Annotated in this window: 11 protein-coding genes; all 11 read right to left on the reverse strand. The window is 70.6% G+C overall.

Annotated features, from left to right (window positions below; all coding sequences use genetic code 11):
• Positions 1-687: an alginate O-acetyltransferase AlgF gene (locus JR065_RS06795; protein ID WP_206233250.1), complete on the reverse strand. Its 687-nt coding sequence runs from the start codon at positions 685-687 to the stop codon at positions 1-3.
• Positions 684-2,159 carry an AMP-binding protein gene (locus tag JR065_RS06800; protein WP_206233251.1) on the reverse strand — a complete coding sequence of 492 codons (1,476 nt, stop codon included), beginning with the start codon at positions 2,157-2,159 and terminating at the stop codon, positions 684-686. Before JR065_RS06800 ends, JR065_RS06795 begins: the two co-directional genes overlap by 4 nt.
• 27 nt (positions 2,160-2,186) lie before the next feature.
• A complete protein-coding gene (locus tag JR065_RS06805; RefSeq protein ID WP_206233252.1) occupies positions 2,187-2,417 on the reverse strand; it encodes an acyl carrier protein in 231 nt (76 codons plus the stop codon).
• A gap of 13 nt (positions 2,418-2,430) precedes the next feature.
• Positions 2,431-4,011 carry an MBOAT family O-acyltransferase gene (locus JR065_RS06810; protein WP_206233253.1) on the reverse strand — a complete coding sequence of 527 codons (1,581 nt, stop codon included), beginning with the start codon at positions 4,009-4,011 and terminating at the stop codon, positions 2,431-2,433.
• A gap of 11 nt (positions 4,012-4,022) precedes the next feature.
• The gene (locus tag JR065_RS06815; protein WP_241093429.1) at positions 4,023-5,147 is read right to left on the reverse strand and encodes an alginate O-acetyltransferase AlgX-related protein; all 1,125 of its coding nucleotides are present in this window, start codon (positions 5,145-5,147) and stop codon (positions 4,023-4,025) included.
• A gap of 4 nt (positions 5,148-5,151) precedes the next feature.
• Positions 5,152-6,174, reverse strand: coding sequence for an alginate O-acetyltransferase AlgX-related protein (locus JR065_RS06820; protein ID WP_206233254.1), 1,023 nt, complete (start codon positions 6,172-6,174; stop codon positions 5,152-5,154).
• A gap of 18 nt (positions 6,175-6,192) precedes the next feature.
• Entirely contained in the window at positions 6,193-9,024 is a 2,832-nt protein-coding gene (locus tag JR065_RS06825; RefSeq protein ID WP_206233255.1) for an NfrA family protein, read from the reverse strand.
• Positions 9,021-11,165 (reverse strand): glycosyl transferase family protein, encoded by a 2,145-nt coding sequence (locus JR065_RS06830; RefSeq protein WP_206233256.1) that lies wholly within the window; start codon positions 11,163-11,165, stop codon positions 9,021-9,023. The genes JR065_RS06825 and JR065_RS06830 overlap by 4 nt, the downstream gene beginning before the upstream one ends.
• 6 nt (positions 11,166-11,171) lie before the next feature.
• Positions 11,172-13,388, reverse strand: a complete 2,217-nt coding sequence (locus tag JR065_RS06835) for a hypothetical protein (RefSeq protein ID WP_206233257.1) — start codon at positions 13,386-13,388, stop codon at positions 11,172-11,174.
• On the reverse strand, positions 13,385-14,566 hold the full coding sequence (gene wecB, locus JR065_RS06840) for a non-hydrolyzing UDP-N-acetylglucosamine 2-epimerase (RefSeq protein ID WP_206233258.1): 1,182 nt from the start codon (positions 14,564-14,566) through the stop codon (positions 13,385-13,387). Before wecB ends, JR065_RS06835 begins: the two co-directional genes overlap by 4 nt.
• 145 nt (positions 14,567-14,711) lie before the next feature.
• The gene (gene pncB / locus JR065_RS06845; protein ID WP_206233259.1) at positions 14,712-15,908 is read right to left on the reverse strand and encodes a nicotinate phosphoribosyltransferase; all 1,197 of its coding nucleotides are present in this window, start codon (positions 15,906-15,908) and stop codon (positions 14,712-14,714) included.
• Positions 15,909-15,933: the final 25 nt, after the last annotated feature.

Here is a 15,933-nt window from a genome sequence, read left to right on the forward strand (position 1 = left end):
TCAGCGACCGGCCGGATCGGTGCCGCTGAGCTGCCCCTGCAGCACCGGTGCGCTGGCGCTGCCGGTCAGGAACAGGCTGTAGTGGTCGCCGGGCTGCAGCGGCGGCAGCGCCAACGGCGCGCTGTCCTTGCCGCCGCAGCCGGCCACCAGGCGCGCCTTGACCGGGTTGATCGCGCGCGCGCTGCTGTTGCCCGCGGCGACCGCGGCGAACACCACCGGTCCCTGGTCGGCCATCGCCAGCCGCGCCTGACCGCAAGCGCTGGCCAGGTTGTAGAAGCGGATCTCGGCCTTGAGCGCGTCGGTGCTGCCGCCGCCGTCGGCGAGCGCCGCCAGCGGCCGCGACGGCACGGCCGGGTCCAGCACCAGCGTGGTGAAGCTGCCGGCGGCGACCTGCGCCTGGTCGCGCGCCTTGCCGGCCACGCGCACCGCGAACGGCCTGCCGCCTTGGACGATCGCATAGCGGGTGGCGCGGGTGGCCGGACCGATGCTCTGCTCGGCGCCGCCGGCGATGCCGACCTTGAGCGCGGCGTTGCCTGGATTGAGCACGCGCACGAACGCCGAACCGGCCGGCGGGCGCGCCGCGTACAGCTGCGCCAGGCGGCCTTCCGGCGCGCCCTGCTGGGCGCTGGCGGCAAGCGGCGCGAGCGCCAGCACGGCGGTGGCGAGCAGGGTGAGGATCGGTTTCATCGTTTCGTTTCCTGGCTGCGGAGCGTGCGCGCCAGTGCGTAGCGCTGCTCCAGTTGTTTGCGATCGACCTTGTGGGTGGCGCCGGTGGGCAATGTGTCCACGGCGATCAGTTCGGAGGGGATCAGGTACGGCGGCACGCGGCGGCCGAGTTGCTGCTTCCAGTCCTGCAGCGCATCCGGCAGTGGCTGTACCGCGCCCTCGCCCGGCGCCGCCAGTTCGACGAAGCCGATCATCCGCACCAGGCTGCCATCGGGCCGCCGCAGCACCACCGCCGCGCCGGCGACCACGCCGTCCAGGGTGGACAGCGCCGCATCCACTTCCGCCAGTTCGATGCGGTAGCCGTTGAGCTTGATCTGGTCGTCCTTGCGGCCGCGGAAATAGATGCGGCCCTGCGCGTCGACCTCGCCCAGGTCGCCGCTGCGGTAGGCGCGCTTGCCGCCGTGTTCGAACAGCACGCCGCGGTCCAGGTCCGGCCGGTCCAGGTAGCCGCGCATCACGTGGTCGCCGGCCATGCAGATCTCGCCGTCGTCGATGAACACTTCGGCATACGGCTTGGCCACGCCGATCGGGAACGGATTGGGCGCGGCCGCGCGCAGCGCCGGATCGATCTCCACCCAGGTCGTCGAACAGGTCGCTTCGGTCGGGCCGTAGGAATTGACGATGCGCGCGTGCGGGAAGCGCGCCCACAGTTCCTCGGCCACGCGCGGGGTCAGCGACTCGGCACCGAACACGAATACCTGCAGCGTGGGCAGATGCTCGGCGCCGAAGCGCGGGTTGAGCATCTGCTGGCGCACGAACGAGGGCGTGGACGCCCACACCGCCACGTCGGACCGGCGCAGGTGCTCGACGAACCGTTCGCTGTCGGCGATCACCTCGCGCGGGCACAGCACGCAGCAGCCGCCCAGGCCGAGCGCGCCGCACAGGTCGAACAGCGAGAAATCGAAGCTGAAGAGCATCTGATTGAGGAACGCCGGCGCCGGCGCCAACGCCAGGCAGTCGCGGATCCAGCCGGCGAACAGCGCCACGCTGTCGCGGCCGATCTGCACGCCCTTGGGATCGCCAGTGCTGCCGGAGGTGAACATGATGTAGGCCAGGTCCGGCACCGCCAGCGCGCGCGCGTCGTCGGCCCCGGCGCCGAACGTATCGGCCGCCGCGTCGTAGACCGCGACAGCATGCACCAGCGCGGTGATGCGCTGCAGCCGTGCCGGCGGATTGATGGTATCCACCGGCACGTAGGTCGCGCCCATCTGCAGGCAGCCGAGCATGGCCACCACGAAGGCGGACTGCTTGTGCCCGGAGATCACCAGCGCATGCCCCGGGCCCACGCCAGCCTGTTGCGCGCGCGCGATCCAGTCCTGCGTGGCCTGGTACAACCCGGCCCAGTCCAGCACTCCGTCGGCATCGTGCAACGCGGGCGCATGCGCCGCCTGTTCGCGTTCGACGAAGCGGCATTGGTCGAAATCAAAGCGCATGCGGGCGGCTCCGGCCGGGGTCCAGGATCAACGCCGGTGCGCGGCGACGTAGTCGGCCAGCACCTGCACCGATTCGACCAGCGTGTCGATCTCGTCGATCGGCAGGGTCACGCCGAGGCGGTCCTTGACCTCGACCATCAGCTGCACCTTGGACATCGAATCGAACAGCGATTCCATGTACTCGTCGGCCTGCACGCGGGTGCCGATCACGGTCTCGACGATGTCGATCAGCTGGGTCTGGAGGGTCTGGGTATCCATGGGGTTCACCTTGTCAGAACTGGAAATAGAGGAAGCGCGATTCTTTGTGCAGGCTCAGCAGGCACAGCCCGAGCATCAGCAGCATCACCAGCAGCCACTGCCAGTTCGGCTGCCAGCGCATCCACGCGCGCGGCGCCGGGCTCGGCCTGGCCAGCGACGGCGAGTACACGCCCATGATCTGGTGCGCGTTGGGCGCCAGCCACACGATCGCCAGCAACGCCACGATGTACAGCAGCTGCACGTGGTGGCCCAGCAGCAGGCGCCAGCCGTCGGCCAGGCCGAACCCGGCGACATGGCCCAGGCTCCCCAGGCTTTCCCAGCCGCGCACGCCGGCCATGCCCTGCACCAGCCGCCATGCATCGCCGACGCCGTCGGCGCGGAAGAACGCCTGCGCCACCAGCACCGCGGCGAAGGTCAGCAACAGGTAGCCCACGTGCTGCAGCGGGTTGAGCTGGCGCAGCGCCGCCGGCTTGCGCCCGCCGACGAAGACGCGCCAGCCATGGTTGATCGCCAAGTAGGCGGCGTGCAGCAGGCCGAAGATCAGGAACTGCAGGCCGGCGCCATGCCAGATCCCGGCCAGGGCCATCGCCCACACCGTGGGCAACACGATCAGCGACGCGAAGCCGCCGGCCGAAGCCACCGCGGCCGGGCCGGTGGCGCGCCCGTGGCGGGTGCGCCAGCGCGTCACCGCCATCGCCACCGGATAGTACAGGTAGGCGGTGATGTAGCGGGTCAGGGTCATGTGCCAGCGCGACCAGAAGTCGATCACGCTGGTCGCCTTGTACGGCGAGTTGAAGTTGAGCGGGAAGCGGATGCCGAACATCCGCGCCAGCCCCAGCGCCATGTCCGAATAGCCGGAGAAATCGAAATACAGCTGCAGCGCGTAGCTCAGCGCGGTGGCCCACGCGCCCCAGAACTGCACCTGCCCGGTGCTGGCGAAACCGGCGTCGGCGTACGGCGCGATGGTGTCGGCCAGCAGCACCTTCTTGGCCAGGCCGATCACGAACAGCATGCCGCCGACGGACAGGTTGTCGGCGTGGAAGCGGTAGGTTTCGCGCCTGCTGAACTGCGGCATCATCTCCTTGTGGTGGAGGATGGGCCCGGCGATCAGGTGCGGAAAGAAGGTCACGAACAGCACGTAGCTGAGCGGGCTACGGTCGTTGACCACGCCGGCGCGGCAGTCGAGCAGGTAGCCGATCTGGGTGAAGGTGAAGAAGGAAATGCCCAGCGGCAGGATCAGCGCGTCCATCGGGCCGACATCGAAGCCCAGTCCGTGCACGAAGGTGACCATCGCCGCGAAGTATTTGTAGTGCACCAGCAGCAACAGGTCGGCGGTCACGCCCAGTGCGGTGACCAGCAGCTGCAGCCGCGGCCGCGCGGCCAGCGACAGGATCGCCAGGCTGACCAGGTAGTTGAACACGATCGAGCCGGCCAGCAGCACCACGAACTGCGGATTCCACCAGCCGTAGAACACGATCGAGGCCACGCACAGCCACAGCGCCGCCAGGCGCGGCCGCAGCGCGCCCAGCAGGTAGTGCACGCCCAGCGCCACCGGCAGGAAGATCAGCAGGAACAGGAAGGAGTTGAAAAGCATCGTCGTCGCGCTCAGTCGATCTCGGCCAGCGTCGCGCGCTCGCCGTCGGTCAACGGCAAGGACAGGGCCATTTCGGAGAATTCCCAGACCACCAGCTTCAGGCTGGGCGGCCATTGCGCGCGCTGCGGCCAGGCCGCCAGCAGCGCGCCGGAGAACTGGCCGCCGTCCAGGCTCTGGTTCCACACCTCGCGGCCCAGGGCATGGCCCAGCCGCTCGGCGAACAGGCTGCGACGTCCGTTGGAACTGCCCAGCAGCAGCACCTCCACCGGCGCGACATCGTCGAGCAGGCCGCCGCTGCGCAGCGGCGCGATCACCTGCTCCGGCTCGCGGTCCAGCGCCGGGCGCCAGGCCGGCGGCGCGTGTTCCAGCCCGGCCAGCACGATCAGGTCGCCCATCCGCGGCTTCGGCGCGCTGGGCGCACCGACCTCGAAGGCCTGCCCGCCACGCCCGCCCAGCAGCGGCAGCGCCGAGGCGGCCACCGCGTCGGCGGCGCGCTGCGCGCCGATCCGGTTCATGTGCACGTCGGTGCGGAAGAACACCGGTTCCTGCCCGGCCTGCAGCACCGGCAGCAGGTCGGCCGAGGCCACGCCGGCGGCGGCCAGCGCCTGTTGCCACTGCCCCAGCCGCGCGCGCATCGGCGCCGAATGACGCAGGCCGCAGGTGTGCGCCTGCTCGATGCGCGATTTGTCTGGCACCACCACCACCAGCAGGCGCACGCCCTGCGCCTGCAGCTGCCGCGACCAGTGCCGCATCAGGCGCACGCGCTGGGCGAACACCGCCTCGCCCGCGCCCGCGGCCGGACGCAGGCCGTCGCGGTAGAACAACCAGTCCGGACAGCCCATCGCGACCTGCGGGCCGAGATCGCCGAGCAGCCGGTAGCGCACCGCCGCGCCGGCCAGGTCGGCCTGCGCCTGCAGCGGCAGCTTCAGCGCCTGGTTGATCGCGCGGCCAGCCTCGCCATCGGCCCAGCGCGCCGGCGCCAGCGACGCCGCCGGCAGCTTGGCGCGGGCCAGCATCCAGCCGCCGGACAGCAGCCCGGCGACCAGCAACAGCACCACCACCACCGCGGTGGCCACGTGCGCGCGCGCAGGCGCCGCCGCAGGCAGGGGCGCAGGCGCGCCGGGACGTGCACTCATCGGCTTACTTTCCCAGGGCCTTGTGCAGGCGCGCCTGCCACTGCTGCGCGCTCATGATCGAGGCGTTGTCCCACTGCCCGCGCGCATCCGGGCCCTGCACATAGGAGGGCTCGAACATCTGCCACACCAGCACCTGCGGCTTGGTCTTCTGGAACTCGGGCGATTCCAGGTACTCCAGCAGCATCACCCAGGGGCCGACGTTGCCGGGCTTCCAGTTCACCGACACCGGGCGATCGATCAGGTTGGACAGCTTCTGCGGGAAGCCGAAATACGGCTGCACCATGCTGTGCCCGGTGACATGCAGCGGCGCCGGCGCGTCGTCCAGCAGCGATTGCTGCTCGGACTGGCGGCGCACGGTGAAGGTGTCGCGGCCCACCGCCTTGCGCTGCGCCTCGGTCAGGAACAGTTCGGCCAGATCGCCGAAGCGGCGCTCCTTGATCTCGCTGCCCAGGGCCATGCCGGTGCCATCCTGGCCCTGCAGCTGAGGCACCTGCTGGCGGACCTGCGCGGCGACCGCCGCGGCCACCGCGTCGGCGGCCGGCTGGGTCCAGTGCTGGTCGCTGCGGTAGAACACCTCCTGCCCGCCCTGCTTGACCTGGCGCAGCACCTGCAGCGCATCCACCGCCGGCACCTGCGCCTTGCCCAGGCTATCGTGGATCAGCGCATAGCGGCCGCGCACGGCATCGCTCATGCGCTTGCCGTCGGGCAGCTTGTCCTCGTAGAACAGGGCCTTGTCCGGCAGCACCAGCACGTCCAGCCTGACCCCGGCCGCCGCCAGCGCCGTGCGCGCCTCGGCGATCAGCGCGGTGTTGCGCTCGATCGCGGCACCGTCGACCTCGGTCAGGCTGCCCCATCCGGGGAACAGCCAGCCGTCCTTGCCGACCATCACGATCGAGGAATCCTGCGCGGCGCCGGCGGCGGCAGGCGGCGCCTGGGCCAGCGCCGGCGCGGCGGCGAAGGCGCACAGCAGGCCCAGCCACAGGGCGCGGGCCTGCGCGCGGGGGGGCGGGAAGACAGCAGCGGTCATTTCGGCTCCTTGCGGGAATCAGTAGTACAGGGTGGCGGTGGCGAACAGGCCCTTGGCGCGCTGGGTATCCCCGCCGCCGAGCGCGAAGCGGTACTGCACGCTCAGGTCCAGGGAGGAGCGCGCCGCGTTGTAGTGGTCCTCGCGGAACCAGTAGCGCACGCCCAGGCCCGGACCGGCGCCGACCGACCAGCTGCGGTCGGTGTCGGACAGCGCGAACGACTGCGCGCCGATCAGCGGGTACTCGATGCCGCTGACCCGCGAACGCTGGTCGAGCCAGTCCGCGCCCACCACCACCGACGGAGTCAGCACCCAGCGGGTCTGATCGGCGCCGAAGCGGTAGCTGCGGCCCAGGCGCAGTTCCGCGGCGGCGAACCATTGCGTGCGGTGCAGGCGGCCATCGGAGTCGAGCAGGCTTTCGACCGGGGCGCCGGTGGCGTCCAGCCGGTCCACGCTGAAGCGCGCGCGGTTGTCGTCCCAGCTGTAGCCGGCCTGCGCGTAGCCGCTCAGCGTCCACCACTGGTTCACGTCGGTGCGCACGCCGGTGCCGTGGTAGAAGCCATAGGTCAGGTACGACATCCAGCCGCCGGCGTTGCTGTCCAGGCGGTAGCGCGCCAGCGTGTTGACCTGCAGCGGCTGGTTCGAGTCGCGCTGGATGCGGCACTGGATCGCGGCCGCGGCCGGATAGACGCCGCCGTTGCGGGTGGCGGTGCCGAGGAACTGGCGGCGCTCGATGCCCGCGCTCAGGCCGGTGCGGCCGAACGCATAGCGCACGCCGAACGATCCGATGGTGGAGGGCCAGCCGGCGATCGAGCGCGAGCGGCTCAAGCGCTCGGCCCGCGCGCGCGCGTCCTCGGTGGCTTCTCCGGTGCAAGGATCCACCGCGCGCACCGATTCGAACGTGCCGCCCTCGTCGTACAGCGTGTTGGCCATGCGTGCGTACGCTTCCAGCGTGCCATGGCGGTTGTTGAGCGCCTCCGGCCGCCAGAACGCCTCCACGGTGCCGAAGGCCGAATCGCCCGGGGTGCTGATCGCCGACCCGCCCAGGTTGGTCGCGGCCTGGCGCGCGCCGCGGTAGCCGGCCGAGGCGATCAGGCCCCACTCGCGCGAGAGGTTGGCGATCGAACTGCGGGTGTTGTAGCGCTGCGCCTTGTCCAGCGGCAGCCGGCCCTGGTCGGCGCGGTCGATCGCGCTGCGCAGCAGCGCCACCGCCTGCGTGTTGTCGCCCTGGGCGGAGCTGGCATAGGCTTGGTCGAGCACCACGCTGGGCGGCGCCTTGCCGGTGGCTTCGGCGGCGCGGAAATCGTCCAGCGCCTGCGCCGGTTCGCCGATGCGCTGGTACAGATAGCCGCGCTGCATCAGCAGCCCGGCGTCGGCGGGGCGCTGGCCCAGGGCGCTGTCCAGGCGTTGCCGCGCCTGCGCCTGCTGGTCGCGATCGCCGGCGGCCAGCGCGGTGGTGAGCAGGTTCTGCAGACTGGCGTTGTCCGGGCTCTCCTGCACCGCGCGCTGCGCTTCGCGGATGGCTTCCTGGTAGTCCTGCCGTCCGTACGCGGCGTAGGCGCGTTGCGCGGCGCTGCCGCTACCCTGCAGGTCGGCCGGGGTCAGTTCGCACTGGGTGCCGTAGGGCGTATCGCGGCATTGCTGGAACGGCGCCGGGTACGACGCCAGGGTCAGCGACGGTGCCGGACGCGCCTTGCGCAGCGCCTTTTCGCGCTGGACGATGGCCTGGCCGATCTGCTTGCGCAAGGTCTCGTCCGCGTCGTCCAGCGGATCGGCCTGCAGCGGCTGCAGCAGGCGCGCGGCACGTTCGCGATCGCCTGCGGCGATGGCCGCATCCACCGCCAACAGGCGCACGTTGCGCTGCTGTTGCGCATCCAGCCAGTCCTGGCGCAGGGCGGCGTCGAAATCGGCGTTGGCCTGGGCGGTGCGCGACTGGCGCTGGCGCAGATACCCGCGCATGACCAGCGCCACGGTGTCTTCGCTGTCGTTGTCCAGCGCCTGGTCGGCGGTGGCCTCGGCGGCGGACAGCTGCCCGTCCAGCAGTTGCACGGTCATCAGCAGCAGGCGGTGCGAGGCCACGTCCGGCGCATACGCCACCGCTTGCCGGGCGAACCCGGCGGCGGCGCCGAAGTCCTGCTCGATCAACGCCTGGTAGCCCTCCTGCGCTGGCTTGACCGCGCGCTGGCGGCCCAGCGCCACGCGCTTGGCCTGCAGGTCGGCGACATTCGGCGCGCCCAGCTGGATCGCGGCGGCGGTCGCGGCTTCGGCCTGTTCGAGTTGCTGCTGGGCCTCCAGCGCGGCCACCCACAGGACCGCCCAGGCCCCCTGCTGCGGCTGCTGGCGGAAGGCCTGTTCGGCCTTGTCCGCCGCTTCGGCCATGCGGTCGTTGTTGTAGGCGTCGTAGGCCTGGGTGGCGAGCGCGAAGGCGCGTTGGTAGGCCTGCTCGGCCGCGCTCGGGCGCGCCGTGGCGCGTGGCGCGGGCGCGCCGCCGGCACGTGCCGAGGCAGAGGCAGAGGCAGAGGCCGGGGCGGCGGCCAGGCCCGGCAACGCCGGATCCTGCAGGCCGTCGGCCAGCGCGCGCCGCGCCTGCGCGCGCGCCTCGTCGTGGCGGCCCAGCTTCTGCAGCGCATAGATCTGCAGCAGGCGCAGGCGCGCCACGTCCGGGCGCAACCGCGCCGCTTCGGCGGCCTGGCGGCTGGCCTGCCGGTAGTCGCCGCGCGCGTAGGAGGCGTAGGCATCCTCGGCGATGCGGTAGGCGGCACCGGCCAGCGGCGGCTGTTGCGCGTAGGCGGGGGCGCTGCCCAGGCCGAGCAGGCCCAGCACGATGACAGCGGAGAGCAGGGTGGTTCTCATGCCTTCAGCTCTCCGCTGGCGCTGTATTGCGGTTGGCCGGAACGGCGGTGCTGCTCGCGCACGGCTTCGGCGATCGCCGCCTCGGTGGCGACGCCGTGCTTGACCAGGTAGTCGCCGATGCGACCGTCCAGGTGCGGCTTGTATTCGTCCAGCACGCGCTCGAACTGATCGCGCGCGATCAGGCGCATTTCCACCAGCAGGTCGCCCAGCAACGGCACCGCGTCGATGCGGTAGCTTTCGCCGCTGATCAGCCGCAGGCCGGCGTTGATCTCGCTTTCGCGCGCGATCGATTGCTTGAGTGCGCCGGCTTCCACGTCGCGCAGCAGCCGTGCCTGTTCGGCTTCGGACAGCGGGTTGGACACCGCGACCGACAGTTCGCCGGGCGTGTCCGACGGCAGCGGCAACAGGCGCCACTGCACGCAGGCCTCGACCGACAGCGGCAGCTCCCCGGCCTGCAGGTAACCGACATCGATCACCGCGCGCGGCAGCTCGCCCTGGAAGGCGATGGCTTCGGCCAGGGTTTCGTCGTCCAGCCAGCCCTGCGAGACCAGGATCCGGCCGAGCGGCTGCTGGCGCCCGCCCTGCTGCTGCTGCAGCGCCTGCTCCAGGCGCTCGGGCTCCACCGCCTGCCAGATGGTCAGCAGTTCGCCCAGGCGCCTGCGGGTGTGCACCAGCTGCGAGGCATCGGGAAAATCGTGCATGGTCTTGTCCCACACCATGCGCTTGCCGAACAGCATGTACAGGGTGAAGATCCGCCAGGCGCGCGCGGTGGCCATGAAGTTGATCATGTTGCCGACCACCATGCGCGGGATCGACATCAGCGCATGCTCCCACCCGTACAGGCGGTTGACGAAGTAGAAGCGCTGCACCACGCGCGTGAGCAGCGCGGCGGTGGTCAGCAGCGCCACGTTCATCTGCCAGGTGCCGTCCTGGAAGATGGTCGGGAACTGGGTGTCCCACAGCCCGATCGCCTTGAGCAGCCAGAACAGCATCAGCTGCAGGAAGATCAGGTAGGCGAAGACGCTGATGAACGAGGTGACGATGCCCTTGCGGTCGCGCGCCAGCAGGTACTTGGTCGCCAGCGAGCCGCGCCAACCCAGCGTTTCCCAGCTCTGCAGGCCGATACCCAGCACCCAGCGCGCCTTCTGCCGGTACGAGGCGCGGAAGTTGTCGGGGAAGTACTCGCGCACGCACAGCGGCATGCTCACGGTGCGCTCGCGCACCGGGCCCCAGCCGAACCACGACGGGCGGCGCACGCGGAACTGCACCGGGAAGCGGGCGAAGATCGAATGCATGCCCATCGCCGCCAGCCGCGCGCCGACGTCGTAGTCCTCGGTCAGGCTGTCGGTGCTGAACGGCTGCTTGTCGGTGGCCTCGCTCAGCGCCAGCAACGCCTTGCGCGAGAAGCAGGTGCCCACGCCGGCCGAGGGCACCATGCCGGACACGCTTTCGCGCACCACCAGGTCCTTGGCGTGCCATTCGGCGAACTCGTCCATGTACACGCCGGCGACCAATTCGTACCACTCGCGGTCCAGCGAGGTCACCGGCAGCTGGATCATGTCCTTGCGCGGCAGCAGGTAGTTGAAGAAGCGCAGTTCCAGCGGATGCAGCACGTCTTCGCTGTCGTGCAGGACCACGCCGGCGAACTCGATGCCGTTGCGCTTTTCGTATTCGAAGATCGACAGGATCAGCCAGTTCAGGCAGTCGGCCTTGCTGGTGGGGCCGTCGTGCGGCACCTCGACCCGGCGCATGCGCTTGTAGCGGCGGCGCATGCGCTCCACTTCGGCGATGGTCTGCGCATCGTTGGGATAGGTGCCGACGAAGACCACGTAGTCGTGGTAATCGAGCACGTCGATCATGTTCTCGACCATCTGCGCGATCACGTCGTACTCGGCCCAGGCCGGCACCATGATCGCCAGCGGCTGTTCCGGGCGCTGCAGCAGGTCCTGCTGGGTCAACGCCCGGTACTGGCTGCGATTCTTGACGGTCAGGCTGCGCCAGATCTCGCGCACCCAGTACCAGACGTCGATGAACAGGTCATCGAGGCTGGAGATCAGGATCACCACCGCGACCACCACCGCCGCCATTTCCAGGGCGGCGTAGTAGTTGGCCAGGTGGATGTTCCAGTACAGGCCGTCCACGTGCGGTCAGTGCCCGTTCTGCGCGGACTTGCGGCGACGACGGACCTGGGTCACGCGCGCGGCCAGCAGCATCAACACGATCACCGCCACCAGCACCAGCAGCCACACCATGTGCTGCTGCCAGACCGGCTGCGGGTCGGCCTGCTCGGCCAGCTGCGCGCCGCTCGGGTCCTGGCCGTCGAAGTCCTGCACCACGCCGCGCGCGTCCAGCAGCGCCAGGTTGCCGCGGATCAGCCGGAACGGCTCGTCGATCTGCGGCCCCTGCGCGCCCAGCTCGCGGTAGATCACCCCGGTGCTGGCGCCGCTGCCGACCACTTCGACCAGCGCGGCGCGGTCGAGCCCGGCCAGGTCCAGCAACACCTGGTCGCCCGGGCCGGACACCACCAGCTTGCCGTCGCGCACCGCCCCGCTCTGCTCCAGGCCCTTCGGGGCCAGCGCGAAGCTGAGGTAGGCGCCGGTCGGCGCGATCGCGGTCTTGGCCTCGCCGACCTTGAGCACCGCCTTCATCGGCGAGGCGCCGGCCGCGCTGGCGATGTGGATCACCTTGGCCAGCGACGCCGGCGCGTCCTGCAGCCAGCTCGAGGGCACGAACACCTCGTGGGCGCCGGCCAGCTGCGCGGCCGCGCCGACGAAATCGCCGCCGAGGCCGCGATCGGCCAGGCGGATGTGGCTGCTGGGCAGCACCGACACCGGATAGCCGGTGGCCGGATCGTGGCAGTACGGACGTGCCGGCTGGCGCAGGAAGCTGATCCGCACCTGGTTGCGCGCGGCCAGCGCGAAGGTCGGCACCTTCACGATCAGCCGCTGCGGCTTGCCGTCGCTGTTGAGCACCTTGGCGCCCAGCAGGTAGTCGTTGAAGAAGATCGAGGCGACCGCGCCCTGCCCGGCCGGGTTCGGCGCGGCGGAGACGTCGATCACCACTTCGCTGGGCAGGCGCCCATCGCTGGACAGCGCGCCCAGGTCGAAGTTGGCGGTGCGGTCGCCGCGGGTGACGATCTCCTGGGTGCCGGCCATGGCACCGAAGCGCCCGAGCAGCACCACGTCCTTTTCCGCCGGCGGCAGCACCGCGGTGCCCACCTGCAGCGAGCGGCCCAGCGCATAGGCGCGCCACTGCTCGGTCAACAGGCCGGCGACCTTGGCGCCGGCACCGGTGGCGACCAGCAGGGTCGGACGGCCGCCGACCAGCGCGACCTGCACCGACGCGGTGCCGGCCGGCTGTTCGAACCCGGCCATGTCGGCCTTGCGCCAGTCGGCGAACGCGGTGGCCGCGTCCGGCGCGGCGGCGGCGACCTGGGTCGCCAGGGCATCCAGCGCGGCGCGCACGCCGGCGCGCAGCGGATCGCTCAGCACCGCCACGTCCGCGGCCAGCGGGCCGGCCTCGCCCAGCGACAGCAGCGCGCCGACCTCGGCCAGGCTGCCGATGCGGTGGCTGGCACTGCCATCGGCCAGGGCCGCATAGGCCGGGATCCCGGCCAGGCTGGCCGGGATCGCCAGCCCGCGCAGGTCCACGCTCGCGCCCACCGCCGGCAGCGCGATCACCTCCACGCGCTTGCCGCCGTTCTCCAGCGCCGCGCCCACGCGCCAGGCCGCGTCGTAGCTCTCTACGCTGGTGGCGCGCCCATCGACGAGCAGCCGCACCTTGGCCGGCAACGCGCCCCAGGCCTTGGCCACGGTATCGATCGCGCGGCCATCGAAGCGGTAGCTGAAACGCGAATCCGGCGACAGCCGCAGCACGTTGGCCGGCGCGCTCTGGTCGGCGCACTGGTAGTCGGAGACCACCGACCACCAGCCCACGCCGAACCGCACGAAGCCGCTGGGGCGGGCGAAGCCGTCGATGCCGATCAGCTGGCTGGCGTCGCCCTGGGCATCGGTGATCGAACGCGCCGCCACCGGGTCGCCGTCGACCGACAGCAGGCTGGAGGTGCGCCCGGTGTGCCCGCGCACATAGCGCGCATCCACCTGCAGTTGCGCATCGCGGGTCGGCACGCCGGCCGGCACCGGCAAGTAGATCTCGCGCTGGCTTTCCTGGCCGCTGAGCACCAGCGGCGTCTTGAAGCCGAGCTCGCGCAGGGTCATCGAGCGCTCGACCGTGCTGTCGCCGGCCCACTCGCCGAACTGGCCGGCGACGGAGTCGGCGGCGGCGGCGGTCAGGGGATTCAGCAGGACCAAGGCCAGCGGTAATACCTTGGGGAAACGTGCGGCACTACGTCGGGTCTGGGTCATGGCGTCAGTTCTGAAGGAGAGAGGTGGGAAACCGCCGCGGCCGCGCCGGGCATGAATTCGTCGAACGGCAGGCCGCACAACGCGGCCACGATCCGCGCCGAGGCGCGGCCATCGCCGTAGGGACTTGCATCGGGCAGGAAATGCGCCGGCCGCACCGGCCGGTCGCAGGCCGCATCGACCGCGGCGACGATCCGCGCCGGGTCGGTGCCGACCAGCGTGACCACGCCGGCCTGGACCGCCTCGGGGCGCTCGGTGACGTCGCGCATCACCAGCACCGGCCGGCCCAGCGCCGGGGCTTCTTCCTGCACCCCGCCCGAATCGGTCAGCACCACGTGCGCGCGCTGCATCAGCCGCACGAAGTTGAGGTAGTCCTGCGGCGCGATCAGGTGCACGTTGTCCAGGCCGCCCAGTTGCGCGTGGATCGGGCCCTGCACGTTGGGATTGAGGTGCACCGGGTAGACGATCTCCAGGTCCGTGCGCTGCGCCAGTTCGGCCAGCGCGCGGCAGATGTTGGCGAAGCCCTCGCCGAAGCTCTCGCGGCGGTGCCCGGTGACCAGCAGCAGCTTGCGCTGCGGCGACAGGAACGGGAACTGCGCATCGACCGAGGCGCGCAGCGCGCCGTCCTGCTCGAGCCGCTCGACCGTCAGCTCCAGCGCATCGATCACCGTGTTGCCGGTGACGCTGATGCGCCCGGACAGGTTCTCCTGCTCCAGGTTGGCGCGCGAACTGGCGGTGGGCGCGAACAGATGGTCGGCGACCACGTCGATCACCCGCCGGTTCATTTCCTCCGGCCAGGGCCGCTGCAGGTCGCCGGTGCGCAGGCCCGCCTCGACGTGGCCGACCGGGATGCGGCGGTGGAAGGCGGCCAGCGCGGCGGTCATCGCGGTACTGGTATCGCCGTGCACCAGCACCCGGTCCGGCCGCACCTGCTCGTACAGCGCATCGAGCCTGGCGAACAACCGCGAGCACAGCCCGTTGAGGGTCTGGTCGGCCACCATCACGTCCAGATCGTGATCCGGCCGGATCTCGAACAACGCCATCACCTGGTCCAGCATCGCCCGATGCTGCCCGGTGATGCATACCAGCGATTCGATGTGCGGCGCGGCATGCAGCGCGCGAACCAGCGGCCCCATCTTGATGGCTTCAGGGCGCGTGCCAAAGACCGAAAGAACCTTCACCAACCCCGCTCCCTGTGAACCTAATCGTGATCTCCGTCACGCAAATAATAGGCCAAGTGGCGCGCGCTAGCCAGCGCAATGTGTCGTCCGTCGCATTTCCCCAGGAATAGTGACGCAAAACGTCACTTATTGACCCGGCAACGCCTCATTGTGGTGCTTTTGCGTCGTCCCCCGGCGGCAACTCGAACACTTGGCGCAGGTAGGCCAGGTACGCCGGATCGTCGCACAGGTTCTTGCCCGGCGAATCGCTGAGCTTGGCCACCGGCTGGCCGTTGCAGCGCACCATCTTGATCACGATCTGCAGTGGCGTGGGCCCCAGGTCGTTGGTCAGGCTGGTACCGACCCCGAATGCCAGCCGGCAGCGTCCGCTGAAATGCGCGTACAGGCGCATCACCTTGTCCATGTTCAGGCCGTCGCTGAACACCAGCACCTTGGCGCGCGGGTCCACGCGGTGCGCCTGCAGGTGGGCCAGGACCCGCTCGCCCCATTCGAACGGGTCGCCCGAATCGTGGCGCATGCCGTCGAACAGCTTGCAGAAGTACAGGTCGAAGTCGCGCAGGAACGCCTCCAGCCCGACCACGTCCGACAGCGCGATGCCCAGGTCGCCGCGGTATTCGCGCGCCCACGACTCCAGCGCGGCCACCTGCGAATCGCGCAGCCGCGGGCCAAGCGCCTGGAACGCCTGCAGGTACTCGTGCGCCATCGTGCCCAGCGGGGTCAGCCCGTAGGCGCGGGCGAAGTGCACGTTGCTGGTGCCGACGAACTGCGCGCCCAGCGTGCGCTGCAGCACCGGCAGCAGTTCGGCGTGCCAGGCACGCGAATAGCGGCGGCGGGTGCCGTAGTCGGCGATCGCGCAGCCGCCGTAGCCGTCGCTGTCGCGCAGCAGCGCGATCTTGGCCTGCAGCCGGCGCAGGCCCTCGTCGTGGTCGGCGCCGCCGGTGTTGCGGAACCAGACCTCGTTGACGATGGCCAGCAGCGGCACCTCGAACAGGATGGTGTGCAGCCACGGGCCGCGGATCTCCAGCTCGATCTCGCCCGGCGCGCTGGCCGACGCGCGCAGCTGCAGGTACTTGCGGTCCAGGTGGAACAGGCCGAGGAAGTCGGCGAAATCGGGCTTGATGAAGCGCAGCCCGCGCAGGTAGTCCAGTTCCCCGTCGCCGAAGCGCAGCGCGCACAGCGCGTCGATCTCCGCGGAGATCTGCTCGATGAACTGCGCCAGGTCGATGCCCGGCGTGCGGCACTTGAAGCGGTATTCCACCTGCGCGCCGGGATGCTGGTGCAGCACCGCCTGCATCATCGTGAACTTGTAGAGGTCGGTATCCAGCAGCGATTCGATGATCATCGCGGCATTATGCGCCCGGCGTGTC

The organism is Xanthomonas sp. (genome assembly GCF_017163755.1).
Classification (GTDB): domain Bacteria; phylum Pseudomonadota; class Gammaproteobacteria; order Xanthomonadales; family Xanthomonadaceae; genus Xanthomonas_A.

What these genes read in the sequence shown, in the direction of transcription:
- JR065_RS06795 (WP_206233250.1), bottom strand. Translation starts at nt 687, where the DNA reads ATGAAACCGATCCTCACCCTGCTCGCCACCGCCGTGCTGGCGCTCGCG.
- JR065_RS06800 (WP_206233251.1), bottom strand. Translation starts at nt 2,159, where the DNA reads ATGCGCTTTGATTTCGACCAATGCCGCTTCGTCGAACGCGAACAGGCG.
- JR065_RS06805 (WP_206233252.1), bottom strand. Translation starts at nt 2,417, where the DNA reads ATGGATACCCAGACCCTCCAGACCCAGCTGATCGACATCGTCGAGACC.
- JR065_RS06810 (WP_206233253.1), bottom strand. Translation starts at nt 4,011, where the DNA reads ATGCTTTTCAACTCCTTCCTGTTCCTGCTGATCTTCCTGCCGGTGGCG.
- JR065_RS06815 (WP_241093429.1), bottom strand. Translation starts at nt 5,147, where the DNA reads ATGAGTGCACGTCCCGGCGCGCCTGCGCCCCTGCCTGCGGCGGCGCCT.
- JR065_RS06820 (WP_206233254.1), bottom strand. Translation starts at nt 6,174, where the DNA reads ATGACCGCTGCTGTCTTCCCGCCCCCCCGCGCGCAGGCCCGCGCCCTG.
- JR065_RS06825 (WP_206233255.1), bottom strand. Translation starts at nt 9,024, where the DNA reads ATGAGAACCACCCTGCTCTCCGCTGTCATCGTGCTGGGCCTGCTCGGC.
- JR065_RS06835 (WP_206233257.1), bottom strand. Translation starts at nt 13,388, where the DNA reads ATGACCCAGACCCGACGTAGTGCCGCACGTTTCCCCAAGGTATTACCG.
- pncB (WP_206233259.1), bottom strand. Translation starts at nt 15,908, where the DNA reads ATGATCATCGAATCGCTGCTGGATACCGACCTCTACAAGTTCACGATG.